Genomic DNA, 18,101 nt, shown 5'->3' on the forward strand with positions numbered 1-18,101 from the left:
GCGCAATAAGACTTGCAGTCTGAAAATTCCCCTCTAATATAACCCGGGTAAAACAAATACTACCCGGGTATAAATCATGGACTCTCAACATCCCCCTCGTTGCACCGCTTTCGTTCACCACCGACGTGTGGCGGACGGTCCCTATGCCCACGTTGCCCAGGCGTTGGCAGACCTTGATCTGCCGGCCGGCAGCTTCCTGGTATTCGACGATGCCACCGGCACCCAGGTCGATTACCCTTGGCCCCCGGGTTATGCACCCGAGCTGCCCGCGCCCGCAGAGGCACCAGATGAGCCGCCGACGTCCCCTGCGGTCGGGCGCCCCAAGCTGGGCGTGGTCGCCCGCGAAGTGACTTTGCTACCGCGCCATTGGGAGTGGTTGAGCCAGCAGCGTGGCGGTGCGTCGGCCGCGTTGCGGCGCTTGGTGGATGAAGCGCGCAATGCCCATGCCAGTCGTGATCAAATGCGCCAGGCCAAAGAGGCCAGCTATCGCTTCATGAGCGCCATCGGCGGTGACCTGTCGGGTTTCGAAGAGGCTTCGCGGGCGCTGTTTGCCCACAACGCCGCAGACTTTTCCAACAAGATCGCGCTCTGGCCGGTGGACGTGCAGACGTACCTGGCTTGGCTGTCGCGCAACGCTTTCACTGCCTGATCATCATCCAGGGACTCGAACTACCATGGAAGTGACCCAACAACGCCCGCTATGGCAGATCTACCTGATCTTCCTCGCACCGATGGTGCTGTCGAACTTTCTGCAGAGCTTTACCGGCACGCTCAATGGCATCTATGTCGGGCAAATGCTCGGTACCCAGGCGTTGGCGGCGGTGTCGGGGATGTTCCCCATCGTGTTTTTCTTTATCGCCCTGGTGATCGGCCTGGGGGCGGGGGCCTCGGTGTTGATCGGCCAGGCCTGGGGAGCCCGGGAAACCTCGATGGTCAAGGCGATCACCGGCGCCACCCTGACCCTTGGCGCGCTGGTGGGTTTGGTGGCGGCGGTGCTTGGCAGCCTGTTTGCGCGTCCGGCGTTACTGGCGCTGGGCACGCCGCTGGATGTGCTGGATGACGCGGTAGGTTATGCCCAGGTGATGATGCTGATCATGCCGCTGTTGTTGGTGTTTATCCTTTACACCCAACTGCTGCGCGGCGTCAGCGACACGATTTCGCCGCTGCTGGCGCTGATGGTCTCGACATTCGTCGGTCTGCTGCTGACGCCGGCGCTGATCCGCGGCTGGTTCGGCCTGCCGCCCATGGGCATCCAGAGTGCGGTGTATGCCGGCCTGGTGGGTAACGCCGCGGCGATGCTGTTTCTGGTGCTGCGCCTGCGGCATAAAAACCACGTGATGGCGCCGGACCGCGCATTGCTCGCGGCCTTGCGGCTGGACCGGGTGATTCTCGGCAAAGTCCTGCGCATCGGGCTGCCCACCGGGCTACAGATGGTGGTGCTGTCATTATCCGAATTGGTCATCCTGGCCTTGGTCAACAACCACGGTTCCCAGGCAACGGCGGCCTATGGCGCGGTGACGCAGATCGTCAACTACGTGCAGTTTCCGGCGCTGTCGATTGCCATCACCGCCTCGATCCTCGGCGCCCAGGCCATCGGTGCCGGGCGCCTGGAACGGATCGGGCCGATCCTGCGCACCGGGTTGCTGATCAATACCTGCCTGACCGGCGGCCTGATCCTGCTCGGCTACCTGTTGTCGCCCTGGTTGCTCGGCCTGTTCATCACCGACGACGCCGCGCGGATCAAGGCCGAACACCTGCTGCATATCATGCTGTGGAGCATCCTGGTGTTCGGCTTCCAGGCCGTGATAGGCGGGATCATGCGCGCCAGCGGCGTGGTGCTGATCCCGGTGGCGATTTCGATCTTCTGTGTGCTCGGCGTGGAATTGCCGGTGGCCTACCTGCTCAATGCGCGGTACGGCCTGGAAGGGGTGTGGATGGCGTTTCCGGTGACGTACCTGGCGATGCTCGGCTTGCAGACCGCGTATTACCGGTTGGTGTGGCGGCATAAACAGATCACACGGCTGGTGTGATAAAAGGTTGCGCAAATCAAGGAAAGAAGGCGTTTCAATCATGGCAAACCCCTACGCCGAGTTGTTCCAGGCGCCCGGCGCCCGGGCGTTCGTACTGGCCGGCATGCTCGCACGCATGCCCATCTCCATGACCGGCATCGGCTTGATCACCATGCTCTCGCAGGTGCATGGCGGCTACGGCCTGGCCGGCTCGGTGGCGGCGGTGTTTGCCTTGGCTACGGCATTTTGCGCGCCGCAGGTATCGCGGCTGGTGGATCGCTACAGCCAGGGCAGGGTACTGCCGATCGCCGCGCTGATCGGCGGCGGTGCGTTGTTGTTGCTGTTGTTGTGTACGCGTTTGCAGGCGCCGAACTGGGCGTTGTTCGTGTTCGCCGCGCTGGCCGGTTGCATGCCCAACATGTCAGCCATGGTCCGGGCGCGCTGGACCGAGCTGTACCGCGGCCAGCCCAAGCTCCAGACCGCGTTTGCCCTGGAGTCGGTGCTCGATGAGGTGTGCTTTATCATCGGCCCGCCGATTTCGGTGGGGTTGTGCGTGGTGCTGTTTCCCGAGGCCGGGCCTTTGCTGGCGGCGTTGCTGTTGGCGGTCGGTGTCACGGTGTTCGTGATGCAACGCCAGACCGAGCCGCCCGTGCATGAGCGCCATGATCATCACGGGCGCTGGCTGATCGCTTCGCCCTCGGTGTTGATCCTGATGATCCTGCTGCTGGCCATGGGCGTGATTGTCGGGGTAGTGGATGTGGTCAGCGTCGCTTTCGCCCAGCACCAGGGCCAACCGGCGGCGGCGAGCATTGTGTTGTCGGTGTATGCCATCGGTTCGTGCCTGGCGGGGTTGGCGTTCGGTACGTTGAAACTCAAGGCGCCGTTGCCCCGGCAGTTCCTGTGCTGTGGTGTCGCCACGGCGCTGACCACCTTGCCGTTGCTGCTGGTCACCAACATCCCCGGCCTGGCCGTGGCGATCTTCATCTCCGGGCTGTTCTTCGCCCCGACCCTGATCGTGTCCATGGCCCTGGTGGAGCGGATCGTGCCACCGAGCCGGTTGACCGAAGGCATGACCTGGCTGATCACCGGCCTGAGCATCGGCGTGGCCATCGGCGCCGCCAGCTCCGGCTGGATGATCGACCACTTCGGCGCGGCCAGCGGGTTCTGGGTGGCGCTGGCGGCGGGGGCGGTGGTGTTGGGTTCGGCGGTGTTGGGGTATCGGCGGCTGGGATAGTCAGCCGATCGCGGGGGTGGGTTTGGCGCAGTGATGTAGCAGGAACTCACTCAGCGCTTGGCGTGTCAGGTCGTTCAGGGTCACCTTCTTGCGTGTAGCTTCCAGGGCTGCGGCCAGATGAAGGTCATGCCCGACCCGCACGTTGAATGAACCCTTGCATGGTTTTTCCGGTGTTTGCCCAAGGGCCAGGCAGGTGGCGAGATAGTCGTCCACCGCCTCACGAAATGCCGCATCCAGTTCGGCGACGGTTTTCCCTTCGTAGCTCACCAGCGCCTTGATAAACAGGATCTTGCCGAACAGGCAGTTGTCTTCGAGGCTGGCTTCGATGGAGCCGATGTAGCCTTGGTGTTTCAATTGGTTGTTCACTGAATCAGTTCTCCTGATTTCAATTGTTCGATGATCTGGCGCCGAATGTAGTGTTTCAGTTCATTGCCGGGGTGAGGCTTGTGCAAGGTGATCATTGCACTGGGGTCGCCGATGTCGAACTTGACGCGGCTTCCCGCCCCTTCAATCTGTGTGTAGCCAAGACGACGCAGCAGCGTGACGAGCTCGGGCCAGGTAAATGCCATTTGCTCGTTGAGCAGTTTGGCGAGCAGCTTTTCATTTTTGGACACGGCGTTCCCTGCGTGTAACTAAATGTAGTTGCAAAAAGTGGTGTCCGTCAATGCTAGCTCGGGTTCCTCTGTCGTTCCTGGGATTGATGTAACCCTTGATGACACCTCGCTCCGCGCCGCCATCCCCCCGCTAATTTTTCCCTCTCCGGTTCGTTTTATAGGGACGACGTGCCTTTGTGCTTCCCGCCTATTGCTCCGGACTCCAAGAAATGAATGCTGAAGACTCCTTGAAACTTGCTCGCCGGTTTATCGGGTTGCCCCTGGAAAAACGCCAGCTGTTCCTCCAGGCGTTGCAGAAGGAAGGGGTGGATTTTTCGCGGTTTCCGATTCCTGCCGGGGTGGATGTGGAGGACCGCGATGCGCTGTCCTACGCACAGCAACGCATGTGGTTTCTCTGGCAGTTGGACCCGGCCAGCGGCGCCTATAACCTGCCGGGCGCCGTGCGGCTCAAGGGCGCGCTGAACCTGGGCGCGATGCAGCAGGCGTTCGCCAGCCTGGTCGAGCGTCATGAAACCCTGCGCACGGTGTTCCAGCGCCAGGCCGACGAGCGTCTGGCGCAGGTGGCGGCACAGCCGGCGCTGGCGATCGAGCAGCACGACCTGAGCGACCTGGCCCCCGCCGAACGCGAGCAGGCCGTCAACGCCGCGGCCACCCGCCAGTCGCTGCTGCCGTTCGATCTGGAGCACGGTCCGCTGCTGCGCGTGCAGCTGTTGAAACTCGACGAGCAGGAACACGTGCTGCTGCTGACCCTGCACCACATCGTCTCCGATGGCTGGTCGATGAACGTCTTGATCGACGAGTTCATCCGTTTCTACGACGCGCATGAGTGCAACGAGGCGCCGCAACTGCCGGCGCTGCCGATCCAGTACAGCGACTATGCCCTGTGGCAACGCCGCTGGCTGGAAGCGGGGGAGCAGGCGCGTCAGCTGGAATACTGGCAAGCGCGGCTGGGTGATGAGCATCCGGTTCTGGAATTGCCCAGCGACCGCCCACGCCCGGCCATGCCCAGCTACAGGGGCACGCGCCACACCTTCGCGATCGATCCGGATCTGGCCGCGCAACTGCGCAGCTGCGCGCAAACACACAACGTCACGCTGTTCATGCTGCTGCTCGGTGCGTTCAATGTGCTACTGCATCGCTACACCGGCCAGGGCGACATCCGCGTCGGCGTGCCGATCGCCAACCGCAACCGGACCGAAGTCGAAGGGCTGATCGGTTTCTTCGTCAACACCCAAGTGCTGCGCACCGAACTGACCGGGCAGACCCGCGTCAGCGAGCTGCTGCACGCCATCAAGGAGCATGCCCTGGGCGCCCAGGCCCATCAGGACTTGCCCTTCGAACGCCTGGTGGAAGCGCTGAACGTCGAGCGCAGCCTGAGCCATACGCCGTTGTTCCAGGTGATGTACAACCACCAGCCGGTGGTGGCCGACATCGCCTCGATCCGCACGGCCTCCGGCCTGGAGCTGGCCGCGGTGGAGTGGCAGGGCCGCACCACCCAGTTCGACCTGACCCTAGACACTTACGAACAGTCCGGCACCCTGCATGCCGCGCTGACCTACGCCGACGACCTGTTCGACGCGCCATCCATCGCACGCATGGCACGGCACTGGATCAGCCTGTTGCAGGCCATGGTCGCCGATGGCGAGCAGCGCGTCGGTGAGTTGCCGATGCTCGCCGCCGATGAGCAGCAGGTCCTGGTGAGCGCCTGGAACCAGACCGCGCAGGCCTATCCGAGCGAGCGCGGCATTCATCAGTTGATCGAAGACCAGGTGCGCGCCACGCCGGAGGCGCCGGCGCTGGTGTTCGGTGCGACCACGCTGACCTACGCCCAGCTCGACGCCCGCGCCAACCAGTTGGCCCATGCCTTGCGCGAGCAGGGGGTTGGCCCCGATGCCCTGGTGGGTCTTTGCATCGAGCGCTCGATCGAAATGGTGGTCGGCCTGCTGGGGATTCTCAAAGCCGGCGCTGCCTATGTCCCGCTCGACCCCGAGTATCCCCCGGAACGCCTGGCCTACATGATCGAAGACAGCGGCATCCAGCTGCTGCTCAGCCAGCAAAGCCTGCTGCCGTCGCTGCCGGTCGCGGCTGTCCAGGTGATTGCCCTGGACCAGCCCGCGCTGTGGCTCGACGGCTACAGCTGCGAAGCCCCCGCCGTGGCGATTCACGGGCTGAACCTCGCGTATGTGATTTACACCTCCGGCTCCACCGGCCAACCCAAGGGCGCCGGCAACAGCCATCGCGCGCTGGTCAACCGCCTGTGCTGGATGCAACAGGCCTACACGCTGGAGGCCAGCGATGCGGTGCTGCAGAAAACCCCGTTCAGCTTCGACGTGTCGGTGTGGGAGTTCTTCTGGCCGTTGATGACCGGTGCGCGCCTGGTGGTCGCGGCCCCTGGCGAACACCGCGAGCCGGCGCGCCTGATCGCGACCATCGGCCGACACGCGATCACCACCGTGCATTTCGTGCCATCGATGCTCCAGGCGTTTATCCATGAGCCGGGCGTGCAGGCCTGCACTGGCCTCAAGCGCATCGTCTGCAGCGGCGAAGCCTTGCCGTTGGATGCACAGAGCCAAGTGTTCGCCAAACTGCCACAGGCCGCTCTGTTCAACCTCTATGGCCCGACCGAAGCGGCCATCGACGTGACCCACTGGAGCTGTGTCGATGAAGGCGCCGACAGCGTGCCCATTGGCCGTCCGATCGCCAACCTCCACACCTACGTGCTCGACGCCCAGCTCAACCCGGTGCCGGCCGGCGTCTCCGGCGAGCTCTACCTGGGCGGCAGCGGCCTGGCGCGCAGTTACCACCGGCGTGCGGCCCTGACCGCCGAGCGTTTCGTGCCCAGCCCGTTCGCTGACGGCGCACGTGTGTACCGCACTGGCGACCGCGTGCGCCAGCGGGCCGACGGCGTGATCGAGTACCTCGGCCGTCTCGATCATCAGGTCAAACTGCGCGGTCTGCGCATCGAACTGGGCGAAATCGAGACGCGCCTGCTGCAGCATCCCGGCGTGCGTGAGGCGGTGGTGCTGGTGCAGGGCGGCAAGCAACTGGTGGCCTACCTGGTGTTGGAAGGCGAAGCGCCCACCGACCTCAAGGCGTGGCTGCTCGGCAGCCTGCCGGAGTACATGGTGCCGACCCACATGCTGCACCTGGACCAATTGCCGGTGACCGCCAACGGCAAGCTGGATCGCAAAGCGCTGCCCGTGCCGGACGCCGCCGCGCAGCAGGCCTATAGCGCCCCGCAAAGCCCCGTGCAGCAGGCGCTGGCCGCAATCTGGGGCGATGTGCTCGGCATCCCGCAGGTCGGCCTGGACGACAATTTTTTCGAGTTGGGCGGCGATTCGATCATCTCCATCCAAGTGGTCAGCCGCGCGCGCCAGGCAGGCATTCGCCTCAGCCCGCGCGACCTGTTCCAGTACCAGAGCGTGCGCAGCCTGGCGTTGGTGGCGACCTTCGAGCAGGCCGCGAGCATCGACCAGGGCCCGGTCAGCGGTGAGGTGATGCTGACCCCGGTGCAGCAGAGCTTCTTCGCCCAGGCCATCCCGGTGCGCGAGCATTGGAACCAGTCGTTGCTGTTGATCCCGCGCGAAGCCCTGGAGCCTGCGCGTCTCGACGCGGCCTTGACCCAGGTGATCAATCATCACGACGCTTTGCGCCTGCGCTTTGTCGAGCAGGCCGAAGGCTGGCAGCAAACCCATGCCGCGCCGATCACCGCGCCCGGATTGTGGCAATCCCACGCCAGCGACGACACGGAACTGGTCGCACTCTGCGAGGCGGCCCAGCGCAGCCTCGATCTTGAACAAGGCCCGCTGCTGCGCGCCGCCCTGGTGAGCATGGCCGACGGTACCCAGCGCCTGTTGCTGGTGGTCCATCACCTGGTGGTGGACGGCGTCTCCTGGCGCATCCTGCTCGAAGACCTGCAACAGGCTTACGGCGCTGCGCCGCTGCCGGCCAAGACCTGCGCCTACCAAGTGTGGGCCCGGCAGTTGCAGGCCCATGCACAGACCCTCGACGCGCAACTGGCGTACTGGCAGGCGCAGACGGCCGACACCGATTTGCCTTGCGACAACCCGCAAGGCGGCCTGCAAAATCGCCTGGGCGCCAAGCTGGAAATCCGCCTTGACGCCGAACACACCCGTCAACTGCTGCAAGACGCCCCGGCCGCCTATCGCACCCAGGTCAACGACCTGCTGCTGAGCGCATTGGTGCGGGTGATCTGCCGGTGGAGCGGCCAGACGGCTGCGCTGATCCAGCTGGAAGGCCATGGCCGTGAAGACCTGTTCGACAATGTCGACCTGAGCCGTACCGTCGGTTGGTTCACCAGCCTGTTCCCGCTGCGCCTGCAGGCCGAGGGCGGGTTGGCGGATGCGATCAAGTCGGTCAAGGAGCAACTGCGGGGCGTGCCCGATAAAGGCATCGGCTATGGCCTGTTGCGTTACCTCGGCACACCGGACGCCCGCGAAGCCCTATCAAGCCTTGCCGCGCCGCGCATTACCTTCAACTACCTGGGCCAGTTCGATCGCCAGTTCAACGAATCGGCACTGTTCGTACCCGCCACTGGCGGCAGCGGTCAGGCCCAGGACCCCGAAGCGCCGCTGGCCAACTGGTTGACGCTGGAAGGGCAGGTGTACGGTGGGGAATTGACCCTGCAATGGGGCTTCAGCCGTGAGATGTTCGAGGCGTCGACGATCCAGCGCCTGGCGGATGACTATACGGCGGAACTCAAGGCCCTGATCGTGCATTGTTGTGCCACGCCGGCAGGGCAGGTCACCCCGTCGGACTTCCCGCTGGCGCGGCTGACCCAGCGCCAGTTGGATGGACTGCCCGTCGCGGGACCGGCCATTGCCGATCTCTACCCGCTGTCGCCGATGCAGCAGGGCATGCTGTTCCACAGCCTGTACGAGCCCGAGGCCCAGGCCTATATCAACCAGTTGCGCCTGGACATCGGCGGCCTTGATCTTTTGGCGTTCGGTCGCGCCTGGCAGGCCGCGCTGGAGCGGCATGACATCCTGCGCAGCAGCTTCCACTGGCTGGGCCTGGACAGTGCCCATCAGTTGATCCAGCGGCAGGTCGACTTGCCGTTGCAAGTCATCGAAGACCTCGACGCCGACGTCGAGGCTCTCGCCGCAGCCGAGCGCGACAAGGGCTTCGCGCTCGACGCGGCGCCGCTGTTTCGCCTGTTGCTGGTACGCGGTGCCGGCGCGACCTGGCAGCTGATTTTCACCAGCCACCACATCCTGATGGATGGCTGGAGCAACGCCCAATTGCTGGGCGAAGTCATCGCCCACTATGCCGGCCATACCGTGCCGGCACCGCTGGGACAGTTCCGCGATTATCTGGGTTGGCTGCAACAACAAGGGTCGGGCGAAGCCTTCTGGAAAGCCACGCTGGCGCCGTTGCAAGCGCCCACCTTGCTGGCGGAGGCGCTGCGCGTGCCGGCCCACGCCACAGGGATGGCCGACCATCAGGTGGTGCTCGACAGCGACTTCACCCAAGCGCTCGGCGAGTTTGCCCGCCGCCAGAAAATCACCCTCAACACCCTGCTGCAAGGGGCGTGGAGCCTGTTGCTGCAGCGCTACACCGGCCAGGATTGCGCGGCGTTCGGTGCCACCGTCGCCGGGCGTTCGGCGCCGCTGCCGGGGATCGAGCAGCAACTGGGCCTGTTTATCAACACCTTGCCGATCGTCAGCCTGGCCGCGCCGGCCCAATCGGCCGCGTGCTGGCTCAGCGAGCTGCAAGCGCTGAACCTGAGCCTGCGCGATCACGAACATGTGCCGCTCTACGACATCCAGGGCTGGGCGGGCCAGCAGGGCGCGTTGTTCGACACCTTGCTGGTCTTCGAAAACTTCCCGGTGGCCGAAGCCCTGAAACAGGGCGCGCCCGCAGGCCTGACCTTTGGCCGCCTGCACAACCATGAACGCACCCACTACCCGCTGACCCTGGGGATTGAGTTGGGGGCCAGCCTGCGCCTGGAATGGAGCTACGACCGCGCGCGTTTCAGTGCCGATCAGGTCGCGCGATTGAGCGCCAACCTGCAGCACCTGCTGGTGCAACTGCTCGTCGATGCGCAGGCGCCGCTCGGCAACTTGCGCCTGCTCGACCCCACCACGCAGCGCGACATGCTCGCCCTGGGCCGGGCACCCGGCGCGGCCCTACGTGAGCTGCACGTGCATCAACGCATTGCCGCCCAGGCCGCCGCCACCCCGGATGCGCTGGCGGTGCAGGCCGGCGAAGCGCGCTTGAGCTATGCCCAGCTCAACGACCACGCCAACCGCCTGGCCCATCGCCTGCTGGCGCTGGGCGTGGGGCCTGGGCAGCGCGTGGGCCTGGCCTGCCGACGTGGCCCGCAGTTGATCGTCAGTCTGCTGGCGGTACTTAAAAGCGGCGCCGCCTATGTGCCGCTGGACCCGAAATACCCCAACGAACGCCTGGCCTACATGCTGGCGGACAGTCGTGTGGACCTGCTGCTCAGCGAAACCGGGCTGCTCGCCGACCTGCCGCTGCCGCAAGGTCTGATCCGTGTGGACTTCAGCGCATCCGGCGCTGAGTTGGCCGCTTACCCGCGCGCCAATCCGCCCAGCCACGTGGGCGCCGCCGACCTGGCCTACGTGATCTACACCTCCGGCTCCACCGGCCAACCCAAGGGCGTGGCCATCGATCACGCCGCCCTCGGCCAGTTCTGCGACAGCGCCGCGGTCTACAGCCGGCTGTGTGCAGCGGACCGTGTACTGCAGTTCGCCACGTTCAGCTTCGACGGCTTTGTCGAGCAGTGCTACCCGCCGCTGTGTATAGGCGCTGCGTTGATCATGCGTGGCGATGAACTGTGGGACGCCGGGCAACTGGCGCGGGAAATCGTCGAGCAGGGCGTGACCCTCGCTGACTTGCCGGCGGCGTACTGGTACCTGCTGGCCAAGGAATGTGCGGTCGAACACCGCGCCCTGGGCAATCTGCGCCAGGTGCATGTGGGCGGCGAAGCCATGTCGGTGGAAGGCCTGCGCGCCTGGCACGCCGCCGGCCTGGGCCACGTGCGGCTGGTCAACACCTATGGGCCGACCGAGGCCACGGTGGTGTCCAGCGTGCATGACTGCCAGTTGCTGGATGCCAGTGACGCGTTCGGCGTGCCCATCGGCCAGGCCATCGAAGGCCGTTCGCTGTATGTGCTCGACAGTGCGTTCGAGCTGTTGGCCACCGAGGGCGTCGGCGAGCTGTGCATCGGTGCCGAGTACGGCCTGGCCCAGGGCTATTTCGACCGCCCGGCGCTGACGGCCGAGCGCTTCCTGCCGGACCCGTTTTCCGCCGTGCCGGGGGCGCGGCTCTACCGCAGTGGCGACCTGGCCCGTTACAACCAGGCCGGTGCGTTGGAGTACGTCGGGCGCATCGATCATCAGGTGAAGATTCGCGGTTTCCGTATCGAAATCGGCGAAATCGAGGCCAGCCTGCAAGGCTTGCCGCAGGTGCGTGAGGCGGCAGTCATCGCGCAGCCGGGCGCCGTGGGTGCGCAGTTGGTGGCCTACGTGGTGCCGACCCAGGGCCAGCGCCTGGACACCCAGGCGCTGGCGGCGACCTTGCACCGTGCGTTGCCCGACTACATGGTGCCGGCGCAGTGGGTGGTGCTCGATGCCTTGCCGTTGAACAACAACGGCAAGCTGGACCGCCGCGCACTGCCGGCACCGGACCTGAACCAGCCCCGACAGGCCCACCGCGCCCCGCACAGCCCGCTGGCGATCCAGTTGGCAGCGATCTGGCAAGCGGTGTTGCAGGTCGAGCGCGTGGGGCTCGATGACCATTTCTTCGAGCGCGGCGGCCATTCGTTGCTGGCCACCCAGGTGATCTCCCGCGTGCGCCATGACCTCAAGCTGGAAGTGCCGTTGCGCGCGTTGTTCGAGCAGCCGACGCTGGAGGCCTTCGCGGCCGCGTGCGCCGGCGTGCAGGGCGATACGGCACCGACGCTGCAGGCGGCCGGGCGTGACCGGCCGCTGGCGTTGTCGTTCGCCCAGGAGCGCCAATGGTTCCTCTGGCAACTGGACCCGACCAGCGCCGCCTATCACGTCCCCGCCGCACTGCAGCTGCGCGGCCCGTTGGATATCGCTGCGCTGGAACACGCTTTCCACGCCCTGGTGCAGCGCCATGAACCGCTGCGCACCACCTTCGTGGAGGAGGGCGAGCAGACTTGGCAGGTGATCCACCCCCACCTGGCGATTGCACTGGCGCATCAGCACATCGCCGCAGCCGCGATCGAAGCGACGGTGGCACAGGAGATCCAGCGCCCGTTCGACCTGGTCAACGGCCCGCTGATGCGCGTCACGTTGCTGCACGTCGAAGCGGAGCACCATGTGCTGGTAATCACCCAGCACCACATCATCTCCGATGGTGGGTCGATGCAGGTGATGGTCGACGAACTGCTGGCCCTGTATCAGGGCCAGGCGCCGTTGCCGGCGTTGCCGCTGCACTATGCCGACTATGCCCAGTGGCAACGCGAGTGGATGGCCGCCGGGGAGAAACAGCGCCAACTCGATTATTGGTGCGCCCGCCTGGGCAGCGAACATCCGCTGCTGGAGCTGCCCCTGGACCACCCGCGTCCGGCGCTGCAAAGCCATCGCGGCGCGCGCCGACAACTGCATCTGGACGCCGCGCTGGTCGCCGAACTCAAGGCCCTCGCCCAGCGTCAGGACGTGACCCTGTTCATGCTGCTGCTCGCCGCGTTCCAGACCTTGCTATTTCGCTACAGCGGCCAGTCCGCGATCCGTGTCGGGGTGCCGATCGCCAACCGCAATCGCCTGGAAACCGAGCGGCTGATCGGCTTCTTCGTCAACACCCAGGTACTGCAGGCCGAGCTGCATGGGCAGATGGGCTTCGACCGCTTGCTGGCCCAGGTCAAGCAACGTGCGGTGGAGGCCCAGGCCCATCAGGACTTGCCCTTCGAACAACTGGTGGAAGCGCTGCAACCGGAGCGCAGCCTCAGCCATAACCCGTTGTTCCAAGTGATGTTCAATCACCAGGACAACCTGCGTGCCGGCCCGCTGCAGTTGCCTGGCCTGGACCTGCAACCGGTGGATTGGGCCGGCCACAGCACCCAGTTCGACCTCAACCTGGAAACCGAGGAGTCGGCCGATGGCCTCTGGGCTGCGTTGACCTACGCCACCGACCTGTTCGAACCGGCGACCATCGAGCGCCTGGCCGAGCATTGGCAGAACTTGCTGCGCGCCGTGGTGCGCGATGCCTCCCAACCCCTGGACGAGCTGGCGCTGCTCAGCGCGCCGCAGTGGCGGCAGATGCTCGAAGCGTGGAACCACACGGCCTTCGATTACCCCCGCGAGCGCTGTGTGCATCAGCTGTTCGAAGCGCAGGCCCTGGCCCAGCCCGACGCCATCGCTGTGCAATTCAACGACGACGCCTTGAGTTATGCCGAACTCAACCGCCGCGCCAATCGCCTCGCCCACCGCCTGATCGCGGCGGGTGTCGGCCCGGACGTGCTGGTGGCGGTGCATGTAGAGCGTTCCCTGGACATGGCGGTCGGCCTGCTGGCGACCCTCAAGGCCGGTGGCGCCTATGTGCCGCTCGACCCGCAGTTCCCGGCGGAGCGCCTGGCGTTCATGCTCGAAGACAGCCGCGCCCGGGTGCTGCTGACCCAGCCAGCGCTGATCGGCCGACTGGCGCAACCGCAAGGCCTGCACGTGCTGCTGGTCGATGACAGCGACGCTGGCGAACACAACCCGCAAGTGGACGTCAGCCCGGAACACCTGGCCTACGTGATCTACACCTCCGGCTCCACCGGCCAGCCCAAGGGCGTGATGGTGCGCCACCGCGGGCTGTGCAGCTTTACCAGCGGCATGGCCGCCAGCCTGGATATCGACCGGGAGGCGCGAGTGCTGTCGCTGACCACGTTCTCGTTCGACATCTTCGCCCTGGAGCTGTACGTGCCGCTGACGGTTGGCGCCACGGTGCTGCTGAGCGAGCAGGCCCTGGCCCTCGACCCGGAGGCGATTATCGACCTGGCGCACCACCAGTGCGCCAATGTGCTGCAAGCCACGCCGTCAACCTGGCGCATGCTGCTGGACAGCCCGCGTGCCGAGCGGCTGCATGGCATCAAGGCACTGTGCGGCGGCGAAGCGCTGCCGGCCGACCTGGCCCAGCGCCTGCTCGACCTGCAGGGCCCGGTGTGGAACCTGTATGGCCCCACGGAAACCACCATCTGGTCGGCGGCCCATCGGCTGTTGGCGCCGCAGCCTTTTGTCGGGCGGCCGATTGCCAATACCGCGTTGTTCATCCTCAACGCCGGGCTCAGCCCATGCCCGTTGGGCGCGGCCGGTGAGCTACTGATCGGCGGTGTCGGCCTGGCGCGCGGTTACCACGCACGGCCAGCGCTCACCGCCGAACGCTTCGTGCCCAACCCTTATGGCGCGCCGGGCGAACGCCTGTACCGTACCGGTGACCTGGCGCGCTACCGCGACCACGGCGTGGTGGAGTACATCGGCCGGGTCGACCAGCAGGTCAAGGTGCGCGGGTTCCGTATCGAACTGGGCGAAATCGAAGCCTGCCTGCGCGAACACCCCTGTGTGCGCGAAGCCGTGGTGCTGGCCGACAACGACCGCTTGATCGCCTATCTGGTGACCTCCGCCCCACAGACGCCGCAGGTCTACCAAGCCGCCTTGCGCGAGCGTTTGCCGGACTACATGGTGCCGGCGTACCTGATGTGCCTCGACAGCCTGCCCTTGACCCCCAACGGCAAGCTCGACCGCAAGGCTCTGCCCCGCGTGGACGCCAGCCTGTTGCTAAAAGGCCATGTCGCTCCCGTCACGCTGCGCCAACAGCAGGTGGCGGCGATCTGGGCCGAGGTGCTGGGCGTACCTCAGGTCGGCCTCGACGACCACTTCTTCGAACTGGGCGGGCATTCGCTGCTGGCCACCCGCGTGGTGTCGCGGGTCCGCCAGGCGCTGGCGCTGGAAGTGGCGCTCAAGACCCTGTTCGAACACCCGGCGCTGGGTGACTTCGTCGCGGCGCTGGGCGAGGAGGGCGTGGTTGCGCCGGCGATGCTCAAGGCCGACCGCACCCAACCGTTGCCACTGTCCTATGCCCAGGAACGTCAATGGTTCCTCTGGCAACTCGACCCGCACAGCGCCGCGTACCACATCCCCAGCGCCCTGCGCCTGAAAGGCACGCTGGACCTGGCGGCGCTGCAACGCAGTTTCGACACCTTGCTGGCGCGTCACGAAAGCCTGCGCACCCATCTGCATCAGGACGCCAGCGGCACACGGCAAGTGATTGAAGAATCGGGCCTGATCGACGTCGACCAGGCCGACAGCGACGAAGCCGGGCTCAAGGCGCAGGTCGCTGCCGAGGTCGCGCGTCCGTTCGACCTGCTGCGCGGGCCGTTGCTGCGGGTCACGTTGCTGCGTCTGGCTGAGGATGACCACGTGCTGGTGCTGGTGCAGCACCATATCGTCTCGGATGGCTGGTCGATGCAACTGATGGTCGAAGAACTGGTGCAGCTCTACGCCGCGTTCAGCCAGGGAACCACGCCGCACCTGCCGGCCTTGCCGATCCAGTACGCCGACTACGCCCTGTGGCAGCGTCAATGGATGGAGGCCGGTGAGACCGCGCGTCAACTGGCTTACTGGCGTGAGCAACTGGGCGGTGTGCAACCGGTGCTGGAATTGCCGGTCGACTACCCGCGCCCAGCGCTGCAAAGCCACCGTGGCGCGCGCCTGGGTATTGAGCTGGCGGCGCCGTTGCTCGCCGGTTTGCGCAGCCTGGCACAGCGCACCGGGGTGACGTTGCCGATGGTGTTGCTGGCGTCGTACCAGGCCTTGCTGCACCGCTACAGCGGTCAGGAGGACGTGCGCGTCGGCGTGCCGATTGCCAACCGCAATCGCCTGGAAACCGAAGGGTTGATCGGCTTCTTCGTCAACACCCAGGTGCTCAAGGCCGATATCCACGGGCAGATGAGCGTCGAGCACTTGCTGCACCAGACGCGTCAACGCTCCCTTGAGGCCCAGGCCCATCAGGACCTGCCGTTCGAGCAGTTGGTGGAGGCCTTGCAGCCCGAGCGCAGCCTGAGCCTGAGCCCGCTGTTCCAGGTGTTGTTCAACCACCGCGTGACGTCGGTCGACAGCCATTGGCAGCGCCTCACCGAGCTTGACGTCGAGGTCCTGAGTTGGGATGAAGGCGTCGCCCAGTTCGACCTGGCGCTGGACGTCGAGGAAAGCCAAACGCTGTTGCGTGCGTCCCTGAGCTACGCCACCGACCTGTTCGCCCCGACGACCATCGCACGCATGGCCGGCCACTGGCAGAACATGTTGCAGGCGATGGTCGCCGATCCGCAGCAGACCCTCGGCCAGTTGAACCTGCTGGACGGGGATGAACAGCGGCACATCCTGCAGTTGTGGAATCAATCCGACGCCGGCTTCCCGGCCGGGCGCCTGGTACACAAGTTGGTGGCCGAGCGTGCGCGGGAAAACCCGCAGGCAATCGCGATCAAGTTCGACGCACAAACCCTGACCTACGGCGTGCTGGACCGCCAGGCCAACCAGTTGGCCCACGCGTTGATCGCCCGGGGTGTCGGCCCGGAAGTGCGCGTGGCGATTGCCATGCCGCGCAGTGCCGAGATCATGGTGGCGTTCCTTGCGGTGCTGAAAGCTGGCGGCGTGTATGTGCCGCTGGACGTCGAATACCCGCGTGATCGCCTGCTGTACATGATGCAGGACAGCCGCGCCAAGCTGCTGTTGACCCATACCGCCGTGCAGCAGCAACTGCCGATTGCCGAAGGCCTGGATACGCTCGCTATCGACCGCACCGAAGCCTGGAGCGGCTTCAGCGACACTGTGCCGTCGGTTGATCTCGACGGCGACAACCTCGCCTACGTGATCTACACCTCGGGCTCTACGGGCATGCCGAAAGGCGTGGCGGTGGCCCACGGTCCGCTGGTGGCGCATATCATCGCCACCGGCGAACGCTACGAAACCGGCCCGGCCGATTGCGAATTGCACTTCATGTCCTTCGCTTTCGACGGCTCCCACGAAGGCTGGATGCACCCGCTGATCAACGGCGCCAGCGTGCTGATCCGCGATGACAGCCTGTGGCTGCCGGAATACACCTACGCGCAAATGCACCGTCACAACGTGACCATGGCCGTGTTCCCGCCGGTGTACCTGCAACAACTGGCCGAGCATGCCGAGCGCGACGGTAATCCGCCGAAGGTGCGCGTGTATTGCTTTGGCGGTGACGCGGTGGCGCAAGCGAGCTATGACCTGGCCTGGCGTGCGCTGAAACCCACTTATCTGTTCAACGGCTACGGCCCGACCGAAACTGTGGTCACGCCGTTGCTGTGGAAAGCACGCAAGGGCGATCCCTGCGGCGCCGTATATGCACCGATCGGCACGCTGTTGGGCAACCGCAGCGGCTACATCCTCGACGCCCAACTCAACCTGCAACCCATCGGCGTCGCTGGCGAGCTGTACCTGGGCGGCGAGGGCGTGGCGCGTGGTTATCTGGAACGTCCGGCACTCACCGCCGAACGCTTCGTCCCCGACCCGTTCGGCAAACCCGGCAGCCGCGTGTACCGCAGCGGCGACCTGACCCGTGGCCGCCCGGATGGCGTGGTGGATTACCTCGGCCGTGTCGATCACCAGGTGAAGATCCGCGGTTTCCGTATCGAGCTGGGCGAGATCGAAGCGCGTCTGCGCGAGCAGGACAGCGTCGGCGAAACCGTGGTGGTGGCTCAGGAAGGCCCGACCGGCAAGCAACTGGTGGCCTACGTGGTGCCGGCAGATGCCAGCCTGGCCAACCACACCGAGTGGCGCGACACCCTGCGCCGCGCCCTGAAAACCCGCCTGCCGGATTACATGGTGCCCGCGCACTTCATGTTCCTGGCGCAAATGCCGCTGACCCCCAACGGCAAACTCGACCGCAAGGGCCTGCCCGAGCCGGACGCGAGCCTGATGCAACAGGCCTACGTCGCCCCCGAAACCGAGCTGGAACAGCAGATCGCCGCGATCTGGGCCGAGGTGCTGCGCCTGCCGCACGTGGGCCTGAACGACAACTTCTTCGAGGTCGGCGGCCACTCGTTGCTGGCGATCCAGATCACCTCGCGGGTCCAGGCCGAACTGGGCCTGGAAGTGCCGCTGGTGGAAGTGTTCCAGACCGAAACCCTGCGCGCCTACGTGCAGGCCGCTGCCACCTTCCGCGCCGGCAGCGCGCAAGATTTCGACGACCTTCGTGACTTTTTGAGCGAACTAGAGGCGATTTGAC

6 protein-coding genes are annotated in these 18,101 nt (G+C 65.6%); 4 read left to right on the forward strand and 2 right to left on the reverse strand.

Features of this window, described 5'->3' with window-relative positions; genetic code table 11:
• Positions 1-76: 76 nt before the first annotated feature.
• Genes MOQ67_RS14100 through MOQ67_RS14110 form a run of 3 tightly spaced genes read left to right on the forward strand, consistent with a single transcriptional unit; the run spans position 77 to position 3,243 of the window.
• Positions 77-649, forward strand: a complete 573-nt coding sequence (locus MOQ67_RS14100) for a DUF2239 family protein (protein ID WP_198718773.1) — start codon at positions 77-79, stop codon at positions 647-649.
• Between the two features lie 25 nt (positions 650-674).
• Positions 675-2,030, forward strand: a complete 1,356-nt coding sequence (locus tag MOQ67_RS14105; protein ID WP_198718774.1) for an MATE family efflux transporter — start codon at positions 675-677, stop codon at positions 2,028-2,030.
• Positions 2,031-2,070: 40 nt separating this feature from the next.
• Positions 2,071-3,243 (forward strand): MFS transporter, encoded by a 1,173-nt coding sequence (locus tag MOQ67_RS14110; RefSeq protein WP_046383747.1) that lies wholly within the window; start codon positions 2,071-2,073, stop codon positions 3,241-3,243.
• Here the strand turns inward: MOQ67_RS14110 and MOQ67_RS14115 are convergent, their stop codons facing one another.
• Positions 3,244-3,609 (reverse strand): type II toxin-antitoxin system HicB family antitoxin, encoded by a 366-nt coding sequence (locus MOQ67_RS14115; RefSeq protein WP_046488352.1) that lies wholly within the window; start codon positions 3,607-3,609, stop codon positions 3,244-3,246.
• Entirely contained in the window at positions 3,606-3,857 is a 252-nt protein-coding gene (locus MOQ67_RS14120) for a type II toxin-antitoxin system HicA family toxin (RefSeq protein ID WP_027607491.1), read from the reverse strand. Before MOQ67_RS14120 ends, MOQ67_RS14115 begins: the two co-directional genes overlap by 4 nt.
• Positions 3,858-4,066: 209 nt before the next feature.
• On the opposite strand from MOQ67_RS14120, the gene MOQ67_RS14125 reads away from it, so the two are divergent.
• Complete coding sequence (locus MOQ67_RS14125) at positions 4,067-18,100, forward strand: non-ribosomal peptide synthase/polyketide synthase (protein ID WP_198718267.1); 14,034 nt, start codon at positions 4,067-4,069, stop codon at positions 18,098-18,100.
• Position 18,101: the final 1 nt, after the last annotated feature.

The sequence above is a fragment of the Pseudomonas sp. LY-1 genome (assembly GCF_053502595.1).

Coding starts and splice junctions, on each gene's coding strand:
- MOQ67_RS14100 (WP_198718773.1), top strand. CDS start 77: ATGGACTCTCAACATCCCCCTCGTTGCACCGCTTTCGTTCACCACCGA.
- MOQ67_RS14105 (WP_198718774.1), top strand. CDS start 675: ATGGAAGTGACCCAACAACGCCCGCTATGGCAGATCTACCTGATCTTC.
- MOQ67_RS14110 (WP_046383747.1), top strand. CDS start 2,071: ATGGCAAACCCCTACGCCGAGTTGTTCCAGGCGCCCGGCGCCCGGGCG.
- MOQ67_RS14125 (WP_198718267.1), top strand. CDS start 4,067: ATGAATGCTGAAGACTCCTTGAAACTTGCTCGCCGGTTTATCGGGTTG.